The following is a 19300-nucleotide window of genomic DNA, read 5'->3' as shown; positions in this document are numbered from 1 at the left end:
CCCGCTAATGCCCGTTCCCGTGAAACACCCAGCTCCGGAGATTTTGCTTTGATCTTCATATAGCCGCATCGCTTTCCTGATTACCCTTTAAGCTAGCCCAAAGCCTTTGACCCAAGAGGGCTAGGATTATCGAGAGCAGAGCGCCAGCAAAGCCAACTGCGACAGCTTTTATCATGCCGGTCTTCTTGGCCACAGCGGTACCAGGCTCTACTAGCCCATATCTAAAGCGGGTCTCGTTTGATAGTAAGCTAGTACGCAGGGTGTCGACAAAGACAAAGGCCTTAGGGTCATCCAGCTTGATTTCAGATCGTAGCTTAGATTCCAGGGATAGTAGGTCTTGATTTATTTGTAGGCCGTCGTAGCTGGCCGCGAAGATCGGAGTCGCCTCTTTCAGCCAGCGATTCAGGGCACCCAGCTGAATCTGCCGGTCTCGGAGACGGGTCAAGGACTCCGTGCTGTTATTGATATCCGTATTAATGGCAATAATTTGGGTGCTGATTGGGAGGTATTTGGCACTTAAGTCATTGGGGTCAATGACTTGGGAGGAAAAGCGAGACTCGTTTGGGAAGCGCTTCGCTAAGGCCTCTAGGTTCTTCAGGCGGTTCTGCTCGTAGTCCAGCTCTATGAGGGAAGCGTTAATTTTGCTAGCAATTTCTACTTGGGCAGTCAGTAAATCGGACTGCTGGGAGGCGAGCATGGCCTTGATGGCCAGGTAGGCTCCACCCTGACGTAAAAATTGGCTGGTGTTGCGGGCATTTTGAATGGCCGCCTCCCTGGAAGCTGCCGACCCATCCACCACCAGATATAGGATGCGATTTGAGCCCTTCTCCATCTCTGCGCCTAGGTCCTTGATGTCGGCCTTGGTCAGGCTAAAGATGGGGGTAATAGCCTTTTGCCACCACTCTGGGCTTGACATCTCATTGTATAGCGCGAGCTGGTCTTGGGGTGCCCGGTCTTTTTCGACAATCTCGGCCGCTAGGTTGGGGAGGGCCTGCTGGAGGGACTTCAAGGAAATAACGCTCACACCCTGGTTGTTGCTTAGTGGCAGCTGAGCATGGTAATTACCCAAGAAAAACCAGCCCCCAAAGCCTAAGACAGCACCAGCTGCAGCTGCTATAACTAACTTTTTCCAAGAATCGGCCAAGAAATTAACAATGTCCAGCAGGGCGATCTCCGAATCGGGATCGCTTGAGTCTCCATGAGGAGTGGACATGTAGTTATTCATAGCCAAAAAATATCATCTGTAATTAATATATTAATAAAGGTAAGAATTTTTAAGGTTTTTAGATAGCCGATTATAACGTAGGTACCCCATAATCTTATAAAAATCAGAACCACTCATTTCGAACAATAGTAACTTTTAAATTAGCGGGGCTTTTCTAGCCAAGTAATACTAGGATGACTACCTACTTTTTCTGCAAGCTAGATTTATATTTCCAAGATAGATACAAAAGATAGGTCATTAGTAAATAAAATGGTTTCCAATTAGGCGTTTCTACTAGGCCACGAACTAAATAAAAAGTAAAGAAACTCAATCCTAAGGCTAGAGCGGCATTCTGAATAGGTAAATCAATCTGAATATTGTCCAATATAAGGCGTAGTTGCCAAAAAACTCCAACTATTAAGCAAAGAGTGAAGGCGATTGCAAATATCCCACCTAAAAATCCCAATTGCAATAGCCAGTTGTGGGCACCCCCAAAATTGATTGCGCCTGGTAACTGAATTTGATGAGCGGAATACACCGCATTCCAAATGGATGGGCCAAAACCATAACCAAACCAAGGTTCATTGCTAATAAAAAGGATGGTTGGTTTCCAAGTGCTTAGCATGCGGTCATCCACCTGCAAGCCACGACTAAGAGCCCCATAAAATAAATCAGGCGAGAGCCAATGAACGGTGGCCCAAAGCGCCAAACCTAAAATTGCTCCGATAGCAGTTAATTTCGTAAATGAAATGAGCCTTTTATCCTCGTTATTATTCTTTTTTAAGAAAACTCCGAAAGCTGAAATTAGCATCAGAATCAACCATTCAAAAAATAGTGCAATATAGACTCCTCTTGATCCTGCGCCCACCGAGAGCATGCCGATCAAAATAATCAGAATCCACAGAAGTACTCTGTAAAACTTAGATTTAGCAAAAATTGCAAGGGTCCACACAAAGGGCAGAAAGAAGGTGTAGGCATCAGCCAGATCACGATGGCTATTGCCCACATCCATTGGGATTGGACTTGACCATTGCTGGGAGTAGAGCCCTATATCAAAGCCTGCGATAGTTGCTGCACCCAAGCTAAAAATCGTTAATAAGAACGTATTTGCATTCTTTGTGGACATCAAAATAGATGCGGTAATGATTGACAAAGCGAGTGGCACCCAACACTGTGCGCCGAGAGACAAAAGACCTGACGTTTGAGGAAGCTGCCTAAATGTGGCAGCGGATAGGGCTAAGACCAGCCCAAGCAAACTTAGCCCAAACACCTTGAGCGCGGGGGTTGACTTGAATGTGTTCCATAAAGCATCAATATGCCTAGATCGCAGACAACATAATCCATAAAACACGAGCCCTAGCGCATACCAATCCAACGCCTTATCAAACTTAACATTAAACAATAGGATGACATAAATCGCATAGCCCAATAAATAGAGCTTGGTCAAGAAGGAAAATGACCTCACAGGAAGGATGGGGGTTGGTGAGATAATCGCCTTTAACTTCGTGGTTTGCGAGCTCATTAGACCTTCTGGGGAATTATGTTCAGACTTCATTTTCTTTCAGTAGCAACAAACTTATGCACGATCATATTGATAGGCTATATCAGCATTCATGTGCGATTTTATGATAAGTCAATACCAAATAATCTTTACTATTTACTGTTATTAATCAGTGGTTTTCTTTTTATCGCTTTCAATGGAATAAGAACTAGTTCAAATAGCCATCGACATCTCATGATGATTGCCAATATTTCCAAAGGCTGGTTGATGAGCTATGGACTTATCTTACTCTCGATTATCTTTACGCAAAGTAGCCTAGAGTTCTCTCGCTTATGGTTAGCGGTATGGGGTCTTACAACTTGGTTGGCGCTCATCTTTGTCAATTTTTTTGTTCATCGCTATATCTATAGACATGCAAGATCATCGCCATTTCGTTTAAAAGTAGCCATTATTGGTAATAACCCTACTGGCGAAAAACTGATGCAAGCAATCATGGCCAATCCGTGGCTTGACTATCAACTAATAGGTGATTTAAATCAATTTAATGAAACTGTCCTGCAGCAACTAGGAAACCAAACCTTAGATGAAATCTGGGTATGCCCCAGCCCATCTGAAATGGCACAGCTAGGCAAGACAATTTCCCTATTAGGTCAAAGCTCTGCTCGTATTCGGCTATCGGTTGATCTTTCAGACTATCACTTACTTAATCATGGCATCGGAGAAATTAATAGCACCCCAATGATTGATTTAAGCGCCCCACCCTTTTCGGGCATAAATGCGTTTATCAAGTTGATTGAAGACTATCTCATCAGCTGCGTCATATTAATTTTATTAAGTCCAGCCATGCTGGTAATTGCAATCTTGGTTAAGCTCAACTCTCCAGGGCCAATTTTTTATCGTCAGAAACGAATCGGCCTTAATGGCAGGGAATTCGAAATGCTTAAATTTCGCTCAATGCCAGTTGACACTGAAAAATTAGGGATCCAATGGGGGAGCTCAGATAAAAAAGTCAAAGATAAGCTCTCTCTCTTTTTACGAAAATATAATCTAGATGAGTTGCCACAATTTTTCAATGTCTTGACGGGAGAAATGTCAATTGTTGGTCCGCGCCCCGAACGAACGGAATTCATATCAGAGTTTTCTAAAGAGATTCAAAACTACAACAAGAAGCATCTTGTTAAAGCAGGCATCACCGGCTGGGCTCAGGTAAATGGTCTTCGTGGCGACACCAATCTTCATAAACGCATTGAATACGATCTCTATTACATTGAGCACTGGTCGCTCCTACTAGATCTGAAAATTATCTTATTGACGGTCCTCGAGCCTTTTTTAAAAAAACATTATTCCAACAAATAAATACTCAAGAAAATATTAGCCAAGAAATTCACTATCATAATTAAAAATTCGGAACACGTTATATGTCTCAACTTTTGCAAGTGAAAAATATTATCAGGGGAGAAAAGGGGATCTTAAATTCCCCAATACTTGAGGAGACATATTTATCTAAAATTTCCTCACTGCATGAGTCACATTCCTTCTTAGGAAAGTCTACGCAAGCAGTATATGTACGCCAAACCCAATTTATAGCGACCTTTCTTAAAGCGCTCCCTAATCAGGACTTAGCGAGTTATAAAGTATTGGATTGGGGTTGCGGAAAGGGTCAAATCACCTACCTCCTCAAAAAAGAAGGTCTCAATATCACCTCCTGTGATTTGCAGGTAGAGAGCGAAGATTCTAGCTTTGGTCAAGAGATACCTATTATTAAAGAGCAAAAAATTGACGTCATCCCACTAACTGATAACGTACACCTTCCATTCCCTAGCGAGAGTTTTGATTGTGTTCTTAGTTTTGGCGTACTGGAGCATGTCAAGCAAGATCTTTCTTCCATGCAAGAGGTACGGAGAATTCTCAAAAAAGATGGTCTTTTTATTATTACTTTCTTGCCATATAAGCTTTCGTGGACTCAGGCACTCGCCCACTTGCGCGGGAACTTTTATCATGATCGTCTGTATTGGCGATCAGATATTAAGCAGATGGCCGAAAATTCTGGCTTCGAGATCGCTTCTATAGAAATGGCGCAATTATTTCCAAAAAATTCCATACCGCTCAAATTAGATAGAATTTTGGAGAAATTAGACAGACTTTTATGTGCCTACACTCCATTAAAATTTTTTGCGACTAACTTAGAAGTGATTTTGATTGCAAAATAAAAAATAGGCGCTCTTAGAATGCGTCTTTGCTAAACATCACCATCATTAGTAAGCGCGCCTTAAGAGAACGTCTCTAATGTTTCTTTATAGCAAGTAAGGGCTTCACCAACTCAAGAAATTGATGCTGAAAATGCTCTTTCGAAAATTTTCTAGCCCATTCCCGAATCTCAATAGGCTTATATTGCCTAGCATTTTTTTCAAAAGTCTCAATAGCCTGATTTAACCCATGAACAGTCTGCTCCTGGAAGAAGACGCCGGTCTTCCCATCAACAACCGTATCTAAAGCACCACCCTGTCCATAAGCAATCACAGGTCTTCCTGAAGCCATGGCCTCGACTGGAACAATACCAAAATCCTCTAGTCCCGGAAAAATTAGAGCCTTACAGTTTGAGAGATAACTCCTAATAGAGTCGTCATCAAGTCGACCAAGAAACTCAATATTAGGTTGTGCTATTTTTTTGAGACCCCCCAAAAGTTCGCCCTGCCCAATAACAATGAGCTTTTTGCCAGAAGCATTAAATGCTTCAACTGCAAGCTGGGGCCTTTTGTAGGAAACCAACTGACCAAACATTAAATAATAATCCCCAATATTTGGAGAAATCTTAAAAGAATCCACTTCTACAGGCGGATAAATAATGACCGAGTCTCGTCCATAGCAGTTTTTTACCCGTTTTTTTACGATGGTTGAAATGGAGATAAAGAGGTCTACTCGCTTAGAGGTAAAAACGTCCCACCAACGCAGAGGCTTTACACAGAGAAGCATCATCAGTTTTTTAAAAATTCCTACAGAGGCATAGTATTCATCAAATAAGTCCCAGATATAACGCATGGGAGTGAAGCAACAATTAATGCAAATTGCATTTTTGCTAAGGCGAGCACCTTTTGTTGGCCCAGATTCCAAACCAATCACAAGATCATAATTCTTGAGGTTCAAAAACCATAAAGCGAAGGGCATTAGGGGTAGGTAATTCTGATACCACTGGATCGCCTTAGGCAGCTTTTGAATAAAAGTAGTGGTGATGTGATGTTTTTTGATAGCCTCAGAAATATTCTCGGGGTCATATACATGAGTGTAGATATCAGCTTGAGGATAAAGCTCACATAAGGCCTCGAGCACCTTTTCTCCGCCACGCATATTTACTAGCCAATAGTGAACAATTGCTACCCGCATCTAATCTTCTTTCTGATCTAATATTTTTTTGAGAAGCACAATGCATCAGTCGCAGCTTAAGAGGGTGCCATTTTTAGTAAATCGTTTTTGGCAATAGACTTTTTGCCTCAACCAATACTTGCTCAGGAGAAATCTCCTTCATACATCGCGCGTTTGAGCATTCCGCATAGCTTCTACCGTCATAACAAGGAGAACAAGAAATACGATTACCCAGTTGTATGCCAACGGTTTTTGCCCTTCCTAAAGGAATAACGGCATTGATTGGGGTGGGGCCAAAAAGACCTATGAGCGGCGCCTTAGTTAACGAAGCTAAGTGTATTGGGCCGGTATCGTGTGAAATAACCAGCCGAGCTTGACTAAATATGTGAACCAATTCGATGATGGAAGTTTTTCCAATAATATCGATTACGGGCAGACCCTTGAAGGCCTCTCTTACCCAGATATCTTCAGGACCACCTGCGATAACGACCCTTTCACCAAGCGCAATCAAATTTATAGCAAGCTCTTTATAGTGATTGACCGGCCATCGACGCAAACCATCATCACGCAGAAGATTTTTAGCGCCACCTGGAATTAAGGTTACGAAAGGTGCTTGATAAAGATTGAACTTTTTTAAAGTATCACCAGAGCCTGAAAGTAAATGAGCCCCAAATTCATCCGAAACCTTTGCGACGTCAATTTTTGGCAAGGACTCTTGTGAGATGAGACTTAAATACTCAAACACTCGGTTTCTACCCTGAATCAGCTGAGGGTCATTCCCCTTTTTTAAAAAACAGATGCAAGGAACCCAGAAGGTCGCCATGGTTAGGAGTCTATAGCGCCAATCAACATATGCAGTAATAATTTTTTTACTGTTATAAGTAAAAGTTGCTATTTTTAGGGATGCGGCTAAAAGATTAATAAGTCGATAAAGATAATTTCCAAAAAACAATTTTTTATCGTCAACTGCAATAACTCTATCAGCAACACCAAATGCTTGAACAAGATCAGAAAAGGATTTACTCGTTACAAAATCAAGCTTGAGATCTGGATTATCTTGGCGATATTTAAATAGCGCCGTTGAGAGCTGAACTATGTCCCCTATTCCACCAAGTTTTACAAGCGTAATTTTCATTAGTTGGTCAGTTTATAGGATTTTTCGCATATGCGATAACTACCGGTATACATCTTATTTAGCCTAAAAAATTGACAGGACTTTTCTCCTGAAATTCAGCCAGGTTTACTGATCAAGTATTGCGCTATTTAGCAATACACCGTTAGAACTTATATAAGGCTTAAAAATATTTACAACTCTTGAATTATATTAAAATTAAGCTTGTAAGATATTTATTGCTATGCATAATTCTATTTAGATTTAATACATAAAGCATTTAAAGCGACTGAAGATCTCTCATATCCAATTGGCAATATGGGCAATTACAGATTGCCCATAAATATCATTGGTGCAAACATCTTGGAATTCTGAATGCTAGTTTCAATCCTCATCAATAACTACAACTATGGGCGCTTTTTAGCAGACTGTATTCGAAGTGCCATCGGTCAAACCTATCAACCAATTGAAGTGATTGTTGTAGATGATGGCTCAACAGATGACTCCCTCGAGATTGCTAACACCTTCTCCGACCAAATAAAAATCATCTCAAAAGCGAATGGTGGCCAAGGGAGTGCCTATAACGCAGGATTTAAGGCATCAAGCGGTCAAGTTATCATTTTTTTAGATTCGGATGATCTTTTACTTCCAAACGTTGTTAAAGATGCGACAAAGCTATTTAATGACTCTGCTGTCGCTAAAGTGCAGTGGCGACTGACCTTAATGAATGAACAAGGTGTACCAACGGGCGAATTATTTCCAGAAACACTTCACGATAGCAATATTCAAACGATTATTAAGAAGTTTGGAAGCTACGGGAGCCCACCTGGGAGTGGAAATGCCTATCGCCGGACAGCGATAGAAGGTTACTTTCCAATGCGTGAGATAGACTGGAAAATTGGCGCCGATACCCTTCCAGCCTTGGTTGCCCCATTTCAAGGGGAAGTTGTCAACCTTAACAGCCCTGGTGGGTTTTATCGCATCCACAACAAAATTAAATCTGTGAATACCTTTGTGATGAACAATAGTCCAGCCATTCCATCAAAGGCTGTCGAGCTAGCTGAGTACACTCGAAAAATTGTTTACGAACTGCTAACTAAGGCCCGCTGGCTTACCTCCGCCTACGATTACGAGATGCCGGCCCAAGTAAAACTACGACTAATTTCATTGCGCGTAAATCCAGAAGAGCACCCTATCAGCGGAGATACCCGCTGGAAGTGCCTGATAGATGGAATAAAATCCATTCTCCACTGGCCAGGCTTCAGTATAAAAAAACGCCTCCTTTACACCGGTTGGTTCATTGCAGTCGCCATTTTGCCCAAAAATATTGCTAAATCTATTATTCTGACTGGCATGAATAGAAAGAGCTGAAGTGTCAAAAGCAATTTATGTAGGGGCAATCGCCAATTTAGCCGCGAGGCTAACAGGCTTGGTGGCGAGCTTTTTAAATGTACTGCTACTTGGTCGCCTATTAAATGCTGATGAATTCGGAATTTGGGCCTGGTTATTCGCAATTTTTTCCCTAATTACTGCGCAAGATTTTGGTTATATCAGCGCCATGCGAGTACGAATTGGTAAAAATTTAGGGCCCGGTAACTCAGCAGAAAATAAAGCCCTCTACGCCACAACATTTCTAATGACTGTGGTGATCCTTCTTTTAATCGCTTTCGGCGTCTTGGTCTATAGTACTCTCCACACAGAAACAAAGGATCATGCCTCACTTAGGAATATCGCCATCATCTGCTCCTCAATTACGATTTTGGGGACAGTATCTGCCCAGAGTTTGCTTGCCCATCTCGAAACTTCGATTGTTGGCTACATTGAAGCAGCCCGCTCTATTGTTCAGATATCCATCTTTAGCGCAGCCTATTTCTTTAATTGGAGTCTGACAGCTCTTGTTATTTATTTTTTCCTAAGCGCCATGTTGTATGTGCCCTTAGTTGGAAAAATATTTTTACTTACTACCGGCTGGACATCTGCAGAAATTTTAAAAATAACTATTGCCCACTTTCAAAAAACAAAATTAATAGCGCTCTCCCTATTAAAAGAAGGATGGGTCTTGTGGATAGTCCAAATTGTCATGGTGATGCTCCTTGGCTCAGATGTTTATTTGGCGGGATTTTTTCTGGCACCGGAAGATGTAGCTAAGGTCAGTGTAATTTCTCGATTCCAGTTATTAGGTGTCGGTCTGCTAGCTGCCGCACTTATTCCAGTGATAGCCAACTTTGTCGCGCATCTCGGAAAAATTACCAAGTCAAGTGTGATGCATAAAATACATCAAGGTTATTTAATTTTCTTTGCTGTAGGACTCTTTTATGCTGTTGTATTTACATTTATAGGGCAGCCGGTAGCTCAATTATGGAGCCATATTTATATTGATAAACCATTTGTTTTTTCGTTGTCCGGCTTACTCTTATTCTTAACTCTATCCGCAACATTGATGCAAATTTTTATTCAATTTTCTGAAGTATCAAAAGCATTGGCGGTATGGCTTGCCCCGCTCATTGCCATAAAGATATTTTTATCCCAATTTTTATCCTCCCACTTTGGCTACAGCGGAATTTTTATGGCAAGCATAGTTACAGTGGCGTTATTTTTGATGCTTTCATATTCATTGCTATTTAGACAAGGTTTATATGAACGATTATGTTCAGCGCAATAAAGCGATCATCGTCTACCCGTCAATTAATTACACTGGCGGTGTAGAACGTGTAATGGTTGAGGTTCTAAAATTTCTTGCTAAAGACGGGTTCAAAATTGATGTAATCTGCTCTGAGATTGACCAGTCATTAGAGTCCCTATGCGAAAATATCCGTCGTCTCCCCCTAAAAAAATCAAAAAATACTTTTCTTGATATTTGGCAGCGCATCCAATGGATGAAGGACGCGCATCAAATTGCAAATCAATTAAAAACCCCACATTCTAAGATTATTAGCGCGCCCTGCGCCCTGTTTTCTGCGGACTTAGTGATGGCTGGGAGTTGCCATCTTGCCGCCCAAGCTACGAGACTGAAGCATGGTGCATTCAAGTGGTTATTTAATCCTAAGCACTGGTTTTATATTCTTTCTGAAGCTATCCTTTTTTTAAAAGGGAGCCCTAAGATACTAGTCCCATCGCAAAGAACCAAATCAGAAATCACTTTTTTTTATGGCGCAGCTAAAGAACGTGTACACATTGTTCCGCATGGTGTTGATCTGAGGAATTTTTTTCCCTCCACCGCATCAAAGTCTGGATTAGCTAATTCTTTGGGGATTGATCAGGATGCTACTATTTTACTAACTGTAACAAACGAGATTAAGCGCAAGGGTTGCCTTGAAGTACTTGACGCTTTGAAACTAATTCACGGTGACACCTCTAAATTTCATTATGTAGTGATTGGCAAAGACAATCCCACTGAGCTTTTAACCAAAGCAAAAGCGCTCGGTCTATCAAGTCAGGTTTCTGCTTTACCAGCAGCCAATAGGGAGCAATTAACTCGCGCATACCAAGGCTCAGATTTATTTTTGCTTCCGACTGAATATGAATCGTTTGGCTTAGTCGGCATTGAGGCATTAGCTTGCGGACTTCCCGTTTTATGTACAAAAGTAGGGGGTTTAGAGGATTACATCTCCGATGGGGTAGACGGAATATTTGTAGCGAGAAATAAAACCTCGATTACGCAGGGCTTAAAACAGTTTTTTAGTCTATCTCCCGAAGATAGGAGTCGTATGAAAATCATGGCTCATGAAAAAGCACAGCACTACAAATGGGAAAATGTACTTAAACCCTTACCCGCTTTTTTACTATCTAAAAAATAAAACAATCTATATCTTTAACGAAATTACCTATTATTGGGCAGGAGATAAATTCTTTTTCTTAAAATCCCAAGAGCTCCTGCACATATCCTGAAGACTTCTTTTCGCCTCCCAGCCTAGGGTATTCTTTGCCTTGTCTACCTTGGCATAGTAAATTGGCAAATCACCCGGTCGTCGTTCGACAAATTCCTTTGGTAGTTTTTTGTGAATCACCCCTTCGAAGGCCTCGACTAATTCCAAGACACTAGTTGAGACACCGGTCCCAAGATTAATGGCGTGCCAACCAGAGTTATTTGACAAAAAATCTAGTGCTGCCATATGCCCATCGGCTAAGTCCATTACATGAATGTAATCCCTTTCGCCTGTTCCATCCTTAGATAGATAATCATTTCCAAAAATATTCAACTGCGGTAATTCCCCAGAGGCCACTTTGGAAATAAAAGGCATTAGATTGTTGGGAATTCCATTTGGGTCTTCGCCAATTAAGCCGGAATCATGGGCGCCCACGGGGTTGAAATAACGAAGGCAGGAAATTTTCCATTGAGGATCTGATTTGGAAAGATCGTGCAAGATTTCTTCAACCTGTAGCTTGGTCCAGCCATAGGGATTCATTGGCTGAGTTGGATGATCCTCATCATAAGGCAGATACTTAGGATCACCATATACGGTAGCGCTTGAACTGAATACAAAAGTCTTAATGCCCACTTCTTGCATAGCTTGCAGCACGCTAATTGAGCCCTGTACGTTATTGGCGTAATACTTCAAGGGATTCTGAACAGACTCCCCCACTGCTTTAAGGCCGGCAAAGTGAATCACTGCATCAATCTGATAGTCTCTTAATGCCTTACTTACAGAAGCTGTATTACGAACATCAACATCGATACAAAGGAGCCCCTTGCCCAATATACTTTTTAAGCGCTCCAATACAGATCTTTGACTATTACAAAAATTATCAAGAATGACAACCTCGTGTCCTGCTTGAGTAAGCACTACGGCAGTATGGCTACCTATGTAACCTGCGCCACCAGTTAAAAGTATCCGCATATTCCCCTTCCGAAATGGTTGCTGACTTTAGACTTGCCGCTCTGGAAATCTTAAAGCAAGCGCCGTCACCAGCATCACTAAAAAAATCAATGCATTGATATAAACCTCTGATGACACTTCTTTTACTAGAAAAACTAGGACTAAAGAGCCCAAACCCCATTTCCCAATTAATTTCCATGGCTCCAAAATAGATCCGCCCACATTCCATGCAAGCAATGATGCAACTAATAGTAGGAGAAGCCCAATCACACCATATCCTAAAGTAAAGTCTAACCAAGCACTATGGCTCCAACTGGTCTCCGCATCTGGCCAATAAATTCGACATAGGCGACCAAAAGACTGGCTCATTAGGCCATACCCCAAAGGATTGCTTAGCGCCAAACGAGAGCCAGCGGTGGCCCAAGCAGTTCTTTCGTAGTTTGAAAGACTGGCTGGTTTTTCAAATTCATTCAAAGGTAAGTCAGGGCGTGTTGTGCGAGAGTATTTCCAGGCATCATAACGGTCGACTTGAATGCCGACCTTAGCATCAGCAATTAAGGTTTTCCACTGATCATTCTGTCGATATGCAATCACTCCAACCGAAGTAATACTGAACAATAAAAGTACTAAAGATATTAACTTAAAGATTGAAGATTTCTTTAATAAAGAATTGCCAACTGGAATAGCGGCCATCAATAAAAGTAAGGCTACAAATAAGTAACCTAAGCGATCATCTTCCACATGAAAAAGAGCAACCGTCATTAGGATGGTCACAATATAAATAAGATTTTCTTTTGGAGAAAACTTCCCACTCAACATCGCATGGGCTAACTTAGCAATTCCAATGGCTAAAGCAGGCATAACAAAAAATACATAGCCCGAGCGATGGACTGCAAACGGATCAGTAAAGATCTCTCGAGAGATCATTAAATGTGGGGAAAGCTCGATTCCAAAAAGCGGTGCCCATGTAGTAGTCCCTAGCTTGATGAAATAAATCACCATAGGTAGCATCAAGCCAAAGTAGATAACTCGCCAGTAAATCGCTAATCTTTTAGGATCTTTAAAGTTACTAACGATTGCCATTCCCAGCCCTACTGCAAACACCGAACTAATAAAAATCTTCTTCCAACTCTTGGTGTATTCCATCAATTGCGTTGAGTAATCTTGCCCAATAAAGAATAGGTGAAAAGTAATCCACAGAAAAAGTATGGCAATCAACCAAATTGGAGCGGCTCTCTTTTGCAGGAGCAATCGCCAACGCGGCACAATTACGAGCAGACTCAGAAGTGCCCCTGCAATTAAGCAAACATTTCTTGTAAAAACGGTATTAGGTAAAAGCCACACTCCATACAAAATTGCAAAGAGCCAGCTTAAGGCTAGGGTTAAGGCATGAGGAACAGGCAAGTCTCGATTTAAATAAGAATTCATCATTGGTCTTATTTATTTTTAGCACGCTTTAAGCGCCTTGCATTGCGCTTGTTATAAAGCCTAGCAAGTCTTCTTCTGAATAAGGATGCGCCGCCAACCTGGATATAGCGATGCATTCCATGATGAAAGATGGTGCTTTGTCCATACCCGTAATAAACAACGGAAGGCTTCTTAAGCGCAGCGGCCAAGGTAGCACCACCTGAAGCTAAGGTGATAAAAGAACTCGATGAGGCAATCAGGCCAGCGTATTCTAGGAGAGATTTTGTAACTATTTTTTTACATTTTGCAAATAAGAAGCTAGTCAGCTTATCTGGGTTGATCATGATGTGATCTGGGTGTTGGCGATAGACCTTAATCTTATCTAAGAAGGAAAAGGCGCCTATAAAGGACACATAATTGAGGTCAATATATTTACCTCCTAGCGTGTTTGGCATCTCTAGTTCTTGATACACCTCTACTGGAAATTCTTTCTCCGAATGCAAACCAAAGCGCTCAAAAATGATATTAACTATCTTTTGCTCTTTGCTATCGTGAATCTCTGTCAAGGAAGTTGGAGCGTCAGGACCAATACCATTTAGATGCGGATTATGTTTCCAAATCAGATCAAAGATTGCAGGGTTTCTGAAGTTACTTTTATCAGAGATATAGACTTCATCGGCCAACTTCTGCTCTTTTAATAAACGTGGCAGAGCGCTATAGAACAAATGATCCCCAAGACCACCATACTCGACTTTAAAGATGATTTTTTTATTTGCCAATGTGATTCGCTGACAGTGCTTACTTTAAATTGAGCTGCAAGAGCATATCGGCATAAGCTAATTTAAGACCATCATCAAGCATCATCTGCGCATTCCATCCCAGGCGATTTAGCCTTCCAGAGTCCATCCACTTACGGGGAGCACCATCCGGCTTAGTAGCATCAAAACCAATATTGCCTTGATAGCCAACTGCCGCTCCAACTGCTTTTGCTAATTCAGCAATCGTCACATCACCGCCAAAACCAACATTAATATGACTTTGCATCGGCTGCGTTTGACTGTCGTAGCTTGGCTTATCTAATTGCATCACAAAGACCGAAGCGGCGGCCATATCATCCACATATAAGAATTCTCTTTTGGGTGTGCCCGTACCCCAAATTACCACTTCTGGGGCATTGCTAATCTTGGCCTCATGAAAACGCCTAATCAGCGCCGGAATGACATGGCTATTCTCTGGATGGTAGTTATCACCAGGCCCATACAAGTTGGTAGGCATTACTGAGCGGTAATCCACACCATGGCTCTCGCCATATTGACGGTTATAACTCTCACACATTTTGATGCCTGCAATTTTCGCAATGGCATAGGGCTCATTGGTTGCTTCTAATTTTCCAGTGAGTAAGGCATCTTCACTCATAGGCTGAGGGGCTAGCTTAGGATAAATACAGCTAGAACCTAAGAACAGCAATTTCTTTACCCCGCTGACAAATGCCTGATGAATGACATTGTTTTGCACCATCAGATTGTCGTAAATAAATTCCGCGGGATAGGTGTTGTTGGCATAAATACCCCCAACCTTAGCAGCAGCTAAATACACTTGATCTGGCTTTTCTTGCCTAAAGAACTCTTGTACCGCTGCTTGATTGGTTAAATCTAATTCAGCATGAGTTCTTGCAACGATGTTGGTATAGCCTTGAGCTTGTAAATTGCGCACAATGGCCGATCCGACCATGCCGCGGTGACCTGCTACATAGATTTTCTGGTTTAAATCTGCAGTCATGCTTAATTTTCTTTACCCACAGCCACCGAGTAACCATGTTTGCTTAGCAAGGCATGTTGCTTAGCCTGGTCTAAGTCATTAGCCACCATCTCTACAATCATTTGATCAAGAGTAATTTCTGGAACCCAACCAAGTTTTGTTTTCGCTTTAGTGGGGTCGCCCAAGAGGGTTTCTACTTCGGTAGGACGGTAGTAACGAGGATCGATTTGCACAACCACATCACCTACTTTGAGGGCCGGTGCTTTATCACCTTCAATGCTGGCAACAATCGCTTTTTCATTTTCGGCAGTGCCTTCAAACTTCAAAGTAATGCCCAATTGCTTGGCGCTGCGGATAATAAATTCACGAACAGTAAACTGAACGCCAGTAGCAATCACAAAATCTTCTGGCTTATCTTGTTGCAGCATGAGCCACTGCATACGGACATAGTCTTTGGCATGACCCCAGTCACGTAAGGCATCGATATTACCCATGAATAAGCACTTCTCCAAACCTTGAGAAATATTCGCTAAACCACGGGTCACCTTACGGGTAACAAACGTTTCACCGCGACGCTTAGATTCATGATTGAACAAGATGCCGTTGCAGGCGTACATACCGTAAGCCTCACGGTAGTTCACGGTAATCCAATAGGCATACATTTTGGCTACGGCATAAGGACTACGTGGATAAAATGGGGTAGTTTCTTTTTGAGGAATTTCTTGTACTAAGCCATAAAGCTCAGAAGTCGAGGCTTGATAAAAGCGGGTTTTCTTTTCTAGACCCAAAATCCGAATAGCTTCTAGCATGCGCAGTGGGCCCATGGCATCGACATCAGCCGTGTACTCAGGAGATTCAAACGAAACAGCTACGTGAGACTGGGCGCCTAAGTTATAAATCTCATCCGGCTGACACTCCTGAATGATCCGGACCAAGTTACTGGTATCCGTTAAATCACCGTAGTGCAATATCAAATCCGGGTGATTCACGTGAGGATCTTGATATAAATGATCAATACGCTCGGTATTAAAAGAAGAGGCGCGGCGCTTAATACCGTGAACAATGTAGCCCTTCTCCAGCAGGAATTCGGCAAGGTAAGAGCCGTCTTGACCGGTGATACCAGTGATAAGGGCAACTTTTTGTTTATTTGTCATATCTTTACTCTTTTTTTACAATCAATTTTTTCATGCGACCTTAACTACGCCCATAAGTATCTTCAAAACGCACGATATCGTCTTCACCAAGATAGCCGCCCGTTTGTACTTCAATAATCTCTAAAGGGGTATCGCCACGATTTGCCAGGCGATGGGTTTGACCCTGCGGGATATAGGTGCTTTGATTTTCTGTGAGCACAATGACTTTATCGCCATTGGTAACCTCTGCACTCCCCTTGACCACAATCCAGTGCTCTGCACGATGATGATGCATTTGCAAAGAAAGGCAGGCTCCAGGTTTGACCTGAATACGCTTTACTTTAAAGCGTTCGCCTTCGTCAATACTGTCATACCAGCCCCAGGGCCTTGATACTTTACGATGCAGATTTTTCTCTTCCCGCTTTTGTGATTCTAATTGCAACACAATATTTTTGACGTCTTGACTCTTTGAGCGATCAGCTACTAGCACCGCATCTGGCGTTTCTACAATCACGATATTTTCTAGGCCAACAGCGCTGACCAAACGGCTACTCGCATGCACTAAGGAGTTTTTAGTGTCCGAAAGCAATGTATCGCCACTACTGACATTGCCATTGCTATCCTGCTGACCCACTTGCCAAACCGCTTCCCATGCGCCTAAGTCATTCCAGCCAGCATCAAGCTCAACCATCTTCACCTGATAGTGGGTGCCAGGGCATTTCTCAATAACAGCATAGTCAATCGACTCACTTGGAATCGTATTAAATAAAGCCTTATCTGGACGAATAAAAGTAGCATCAGCCGCCACATCCGAAGACCGTGCTTGCCAAGCAGTTTCACTAGCACCAAAAATATCAGGTCGAAATTCTTTTAATGCTGCTAACCAAGTACTAGCGCGCAAAACAAACATGCCGCTATTCCAAAGATAGTTGCCAGCAGCTAAATATTCTTTAGCAGTGGATACGTCAGGCTTTTCAACAAACTTTTCAACCGTAAACTCATGATGGGCGCCCTGCTCTCCGCCGCGCTGGATATAACCATAGCCAGTTTCTGGGGCAGTCGGAGTAATGCCCAAAATCGCAATCGTTTGGCTTGTTTTGTCAGCATCCACTAGGGAGACGCAATTCTGTAAGGCCTTAGTAAAAGCCGCAGTATTAATCACTGTTTGATCAGCCGGTGTAATCACCAAAATAGGGTCATGGTTAAACGGGCTTATACCTTCCGCAGAGCCAACTTGACTGTCCTTAGCTTGAAAAGCAGCTAGGCTCAATGCGGGCGCAGTATTTCGACCCGATGGCTCTAACAATAAAGTAGCCTCAAAGTTAGTAAATTCTTTTTTTAATTCACGTAATTGATCAAGCGCTAAGAAACGATGCTCTTCATTGGTCACAATGTACGTTGAGCCTAGACCGATTTGAGCACTTGCTATTGAATGAATCCTTGCAATAGCTTGTTGAAATAAACTTTGTCCAGACCCGTCACCAGAAAGCACTAAGAACTGCTTTGGAAAACCTGAGCGGGAAAGGGGCCACAACCGAGTACCGGACCCACCGCACAGAATCACTGGAGTAACAAGGGTCATAGGGGCCAAAAAAATATCGTTAAAGTGATTAGGTGCAAATAAAAAATGAACTTGGCATTAATTATTAATTTAATAGGAGATTTTAAGCCTTTTCATACACTTAGAGCCGATTTTAGAGCTATCTATAATCTCAATAGGCGCTGACTTGATTTAGCGGTTTATAAGCGCTTTATACCGAGGATAAGCATGGGCGCCCTATTAAAAGCACTGAGTAAGAAAAAGCTAAAACTGAAGCGTTCCTATGAAAAATGGGCTTTCACCGCTTTTTTACACCCCAAAACTCAGGAATTACGCTCTTTTACCCTCAAAATAGCTGAAAATTCCCTTAAAAATCAAGAGTTTATAGAAGTAAAGCAGAACTATCTTCAGTCTGCCGACCCTACAGTTGTACAAGGATTTCTTCTGCGTGAGGATATTAGCCGACTTTTTAAAAACCGCTATGCCGATCAGACATCTGAACGAATTCTGATCCATGTGCCATCAGCTGAAAGCTCACCAGCGGGCTTTTCTCTTTTCACAAATCTTGCTGAATGCCTCAATTATTTGGGTGTGCCAACCGCCATCTTGGGCTGGAATCAAGATTCCAATGAGGTGGTTGAGTCATTCAAGCCAACCGTCTTCCTGACTAGTGAACACGATAGTTATCTAAATAGAGTTGATTGGAATGGAATTGCCAAATACAAAACTCGGCATAAGCTAAAAGTAGGCATTACCGCCCCGCTACTAGAAAACGATACAGCCCCTAATACCGAAAAACTTTTATGGGCTATTGAAAATAAAATTGATTTTTTATACAGCTTTCGTGATGTTGACTACGTCAATTCTCAACCGGTGTACAAAGCATTTGCTAACGCAGGACTGCCATTACTTTGCTTACCCTGGGGGGCCAATGTATTGCGGTACTACCCAGTGCCAGGTTGCGAGCGTGACCTAGATTATGTTTTGATTGCCTCACGTAAACGTGAGCACATCGTGTACATGAAAGAAATTGCAAAATGCTATCCGGGTTTTATTGACGGCCCTGGATGGAACCACATCAACAATTTCTCTTTCAATCGCGATCGCGATCGATATATTTATTCTCGTGCAAAAGTAGGGTTGAATATTCACCTACCTGAACAACTCAATAATGTGTATGAGCTAAACGAAAGAACTTACCAGCTAGCTGCTTGTGGAGCGCCTCAGCTCATTGATCACCCCAAACTACTTGATAAAACTTTTAGCAAAGAGGCGATATTTATTGCGGAAAATCCCAAGGAATATACCGAGTTATTTCTTGAGCTCATTAACAATCCAGTGCTTGGACAAAAAGCCGCCTTGCTTGCTCAACAGGAAGTCTTTTCCAAACACACTACCTTCCATAGAGCAGAGGCATTTCTAAAACAATTAGAAAAAATGAACTCGTAGATCTCATGCTTTTTATCAAC

16 protein-coding genes are annotated in these 19300 nt (G+C 42.1%); 6 read left to right on the top strand and 10 right to left on the bottom strand.

All coding sequences use genetic code 11. From position 1 onward, the window contains the following. Positions 1-55 precede the first annotated feature (55 nt). On the bottom strand, positions 56-1225 hold the full coding sequence (locus ICN42_RS04080) for a hypothetical protein (protein WP_216251230.1): 1170 nt from the start codon (positions 1223-1225) through the stop codon (positions 56-58). Between the two features lie 181 nt (positions 1226-1406). Next, on the bottom strand, positions 1407-2726 hold the full coding sequence (locus ICN42_RS04075; RefSeq protein ID WP_216251225.1) for an O-antigen ligase: 1320 nt from the start codon (positions 2724-2726) through the stop codon (positions 1407-1409). 18 nt (positions 2727-2744) lie between these two features. Here ICN42_RS04075 and ICN42_RS04070 point away from each other — a divergent pair, with 18 nt between their 5' ends. Both ICN42_RS04070 and ICN42_RS04065 read left to right on the top strand, forming a co-directional pair. Next, positions 2745-4061 (top strand): exopolysaccharide biosynthesis polyprenyl glycosylphosphotransferase, encoded by a 1317-nt coding sequence (locus ICN42_RS04070; protein ID WP_255539231.1) that lies wholly within the window; start codon positions 2745-2747, stop codon positions 4059-4061. Positions 4062-4123: 62 nt separating this feature from the next. After that, positions 4124-4915, top strand: a complete 792-nt coding sequence (locus tag ICN42_RS04065) for a bifunctional 2-polyprenyl-6-hydroxyphenol methylase/3-demethylubiquinol 3-O-methyltransferase UbiG (protein WP_216251205.1) — start codon at positions 4124-4126, stop codon at positions 4913-4915. A gap of 73 nt (positions 4916-4988) precedes the next feature. On the opposite strand, the gene ICN42_RS04060 is transcribed toward ICN42_RS04065, so the two are convergent. Together ICN42_RS04060 and ICN42_RS04055 are read right to left on the bottom strand one after the other, a co-directional pair. Continuing rightward, positions 4989-6086, bottom strand: a complete 1098-nt coding sequence (locus ICN42_RS04060) for a glycosyltransferase (RefSeq protein WP_216251203.1) — start codon at positions 6084-6086, stop codon at positions 4989-4991. 73 nt (positions 6087-6159) lie between these two features. After that, a complete protein-coding gene (locus ICN42_RS04055) occupies positions 6160-7200 on the bottom strand; it encodes a glycosyltransferase family 9 protein (RefSeq protein ID WP_216251201.1) in 1041 nt (346 codons plus the stop codon). Positions 7201-7551: 351 nt separating this feature from the next. Here ICN42_RS04055 and ICN42_RS04050 point away from each other — a divergent pair, with 351 nt between their 5' ends. The 3 genes from ICN42_RS04050 to ICN42_RS04040 are packed head-to-tail and all read left to right on the top strand — an operon-like array spanning position 7552 to position 10973. Beyond that, positions 7552-8547 (top strand): glycosyltransferase family A protein, encoded by a 996-nt coding sequence (locus ICN42_RS04050; RefSeq protein ID WP_216251199.1) that lies wholly within the window; start codon positions 7552-7554, stop codon positions 8545-8547. Between the two features lies 1 nt (position 8548). Beyond that, complete coding sequence (locus ICN42_RS04045) at positions 8549-9838, top strand: hypothetical protein (RefSeq protein ID WP_216251197.1); 1290 nt, start codon at positions 8549-8551, stop codon at positions 9836-9838. After that, the gene (locus ICN42_RS04040; protein WP_216251195.1) at positions 9813-10973 is read left to right on the top strand and encodes a glycosyltransferase family 4 protein; all 1161 of its coding nucleotides are present in this window, start codon (positions 9813-9815) and stop codon (positions 10971-10973) included. Before ICN42_RS04045 ends, ICN42_RS04040 begins: the two co-directional genes overlap by 26 nt. Positions 10974-11003: 30 nt before the next feature. Here ICN42_RS04040 and galE read toward each other — a convergent pair whose 3' ends face one another. From galE to ICN42_RS04010, 6 genes are read right to left on the bottom strand one after another with little or no spacing between them, the layout of a single operon-like run. Then, positions 11004-12014 carry a UDP-glucose 4-epimerase GalE gene (gene galE / locus ICN42_RS04035; protein WP_216251193.1) on the bottom strand — a complete coding sequence of 337 codons (1011 nt, stop codon included), beginning with the start codon at positions 12012-12014 and terminating at the stop codon, positions 11004-11006. A 27-nt stretch (positions 12015-12041) separates the two neighbouring features. Then, positions 12042-13421, bottom strand: a complete 1380-nt coding sequence (locus ICN42_RS04030) for an O-antigen ligase family protein (protein ID WP_216251191.1) — start codon at positions 13419-13421, stop codon at positions 12042-12044. A gap of 8 nt (positions 13422-13429) precedes the next feature. Beyond that, positions 13430-14179: a hypothetical protein gene (locus tag ICN42_RS04025; protein ID WP_216251189.1), complete on the bottom strand. Its 750-nt coding sequence runs from the start codon at positions 14177-14179 to the stop codon at positions 13430-13432. 19 nt (positions 14180-14198) lie between these two features. Beyond that, positions 14199-15179 carry a GDP-L-fucose synthase gene (locus ICN42_RS04020; protein ID WP_216251186.1) on the bottom strand — a complete coding sequence of 327 codons (981 nt, stop codon included), beginning with the start codon at positions 15177-15179 and terminating at the stop codon, positions 14199-14201. A gap of 2 nt (positions 15180-15181) precedes the next feature. Continuing rightward, positions 15182-16312, bottom strand: coding sequence for a GDP-mannose 4,6-dehydratase (gene gmd / locus ICN42_RS04015; RefSeq protein WP_216251182.1), 1131 nt, complete (start codon positions 16310-16312; stop codon positions 15182-15184). A 40-nt stretch (positions 16313-16352) separates the two neighbouring features. Beyond that, the gene (locus ICN42_RS04010; RefSeq protein WP_216252895.1) at positions 16353-17873 is read right to left on the bottom strand and encodes a mannose-1-phosphate guanylyltransferase/mannose-6-phosphate isomerase; all 1521 of its coding nucleotides are present in this window, start codon (positions 17871-17873) and stop codon (positions 16353-16355) included. A 186-nt stretch (positions 17874-18059) separates the two neighbouring features. Here ICN42_RS04010 and ICN42_RS04005 point away from each other — a divergent pair, with 186 nt between their 5' ends. Continuing rightward, complete coding sequence (locus ICN42_RS04005) at positions 18060-19280, top strand: glycosyltransferase (protein WP_216251167.1); 1221 nt, start codon at positions 18060-18062, stop codon at positions 19278-19280. Positions 19281-19300 lie beyond the last annotated feature (20 nt).

Origin of the sequence: Polynucleobacter sp. 71A-WALBACH, assembly GCF_018882365.1 — a bacterium.
GTDB lineage: Bacteria > Pseudomonadota > Gammaproteobacteria > Burkholderiales > Burkholderiaceae > Polynucleobacter.
Note: the sequence above shows the minus strand (reverse complement) of the source record. Positions and strands in the feature narration are given on the sequence as shown.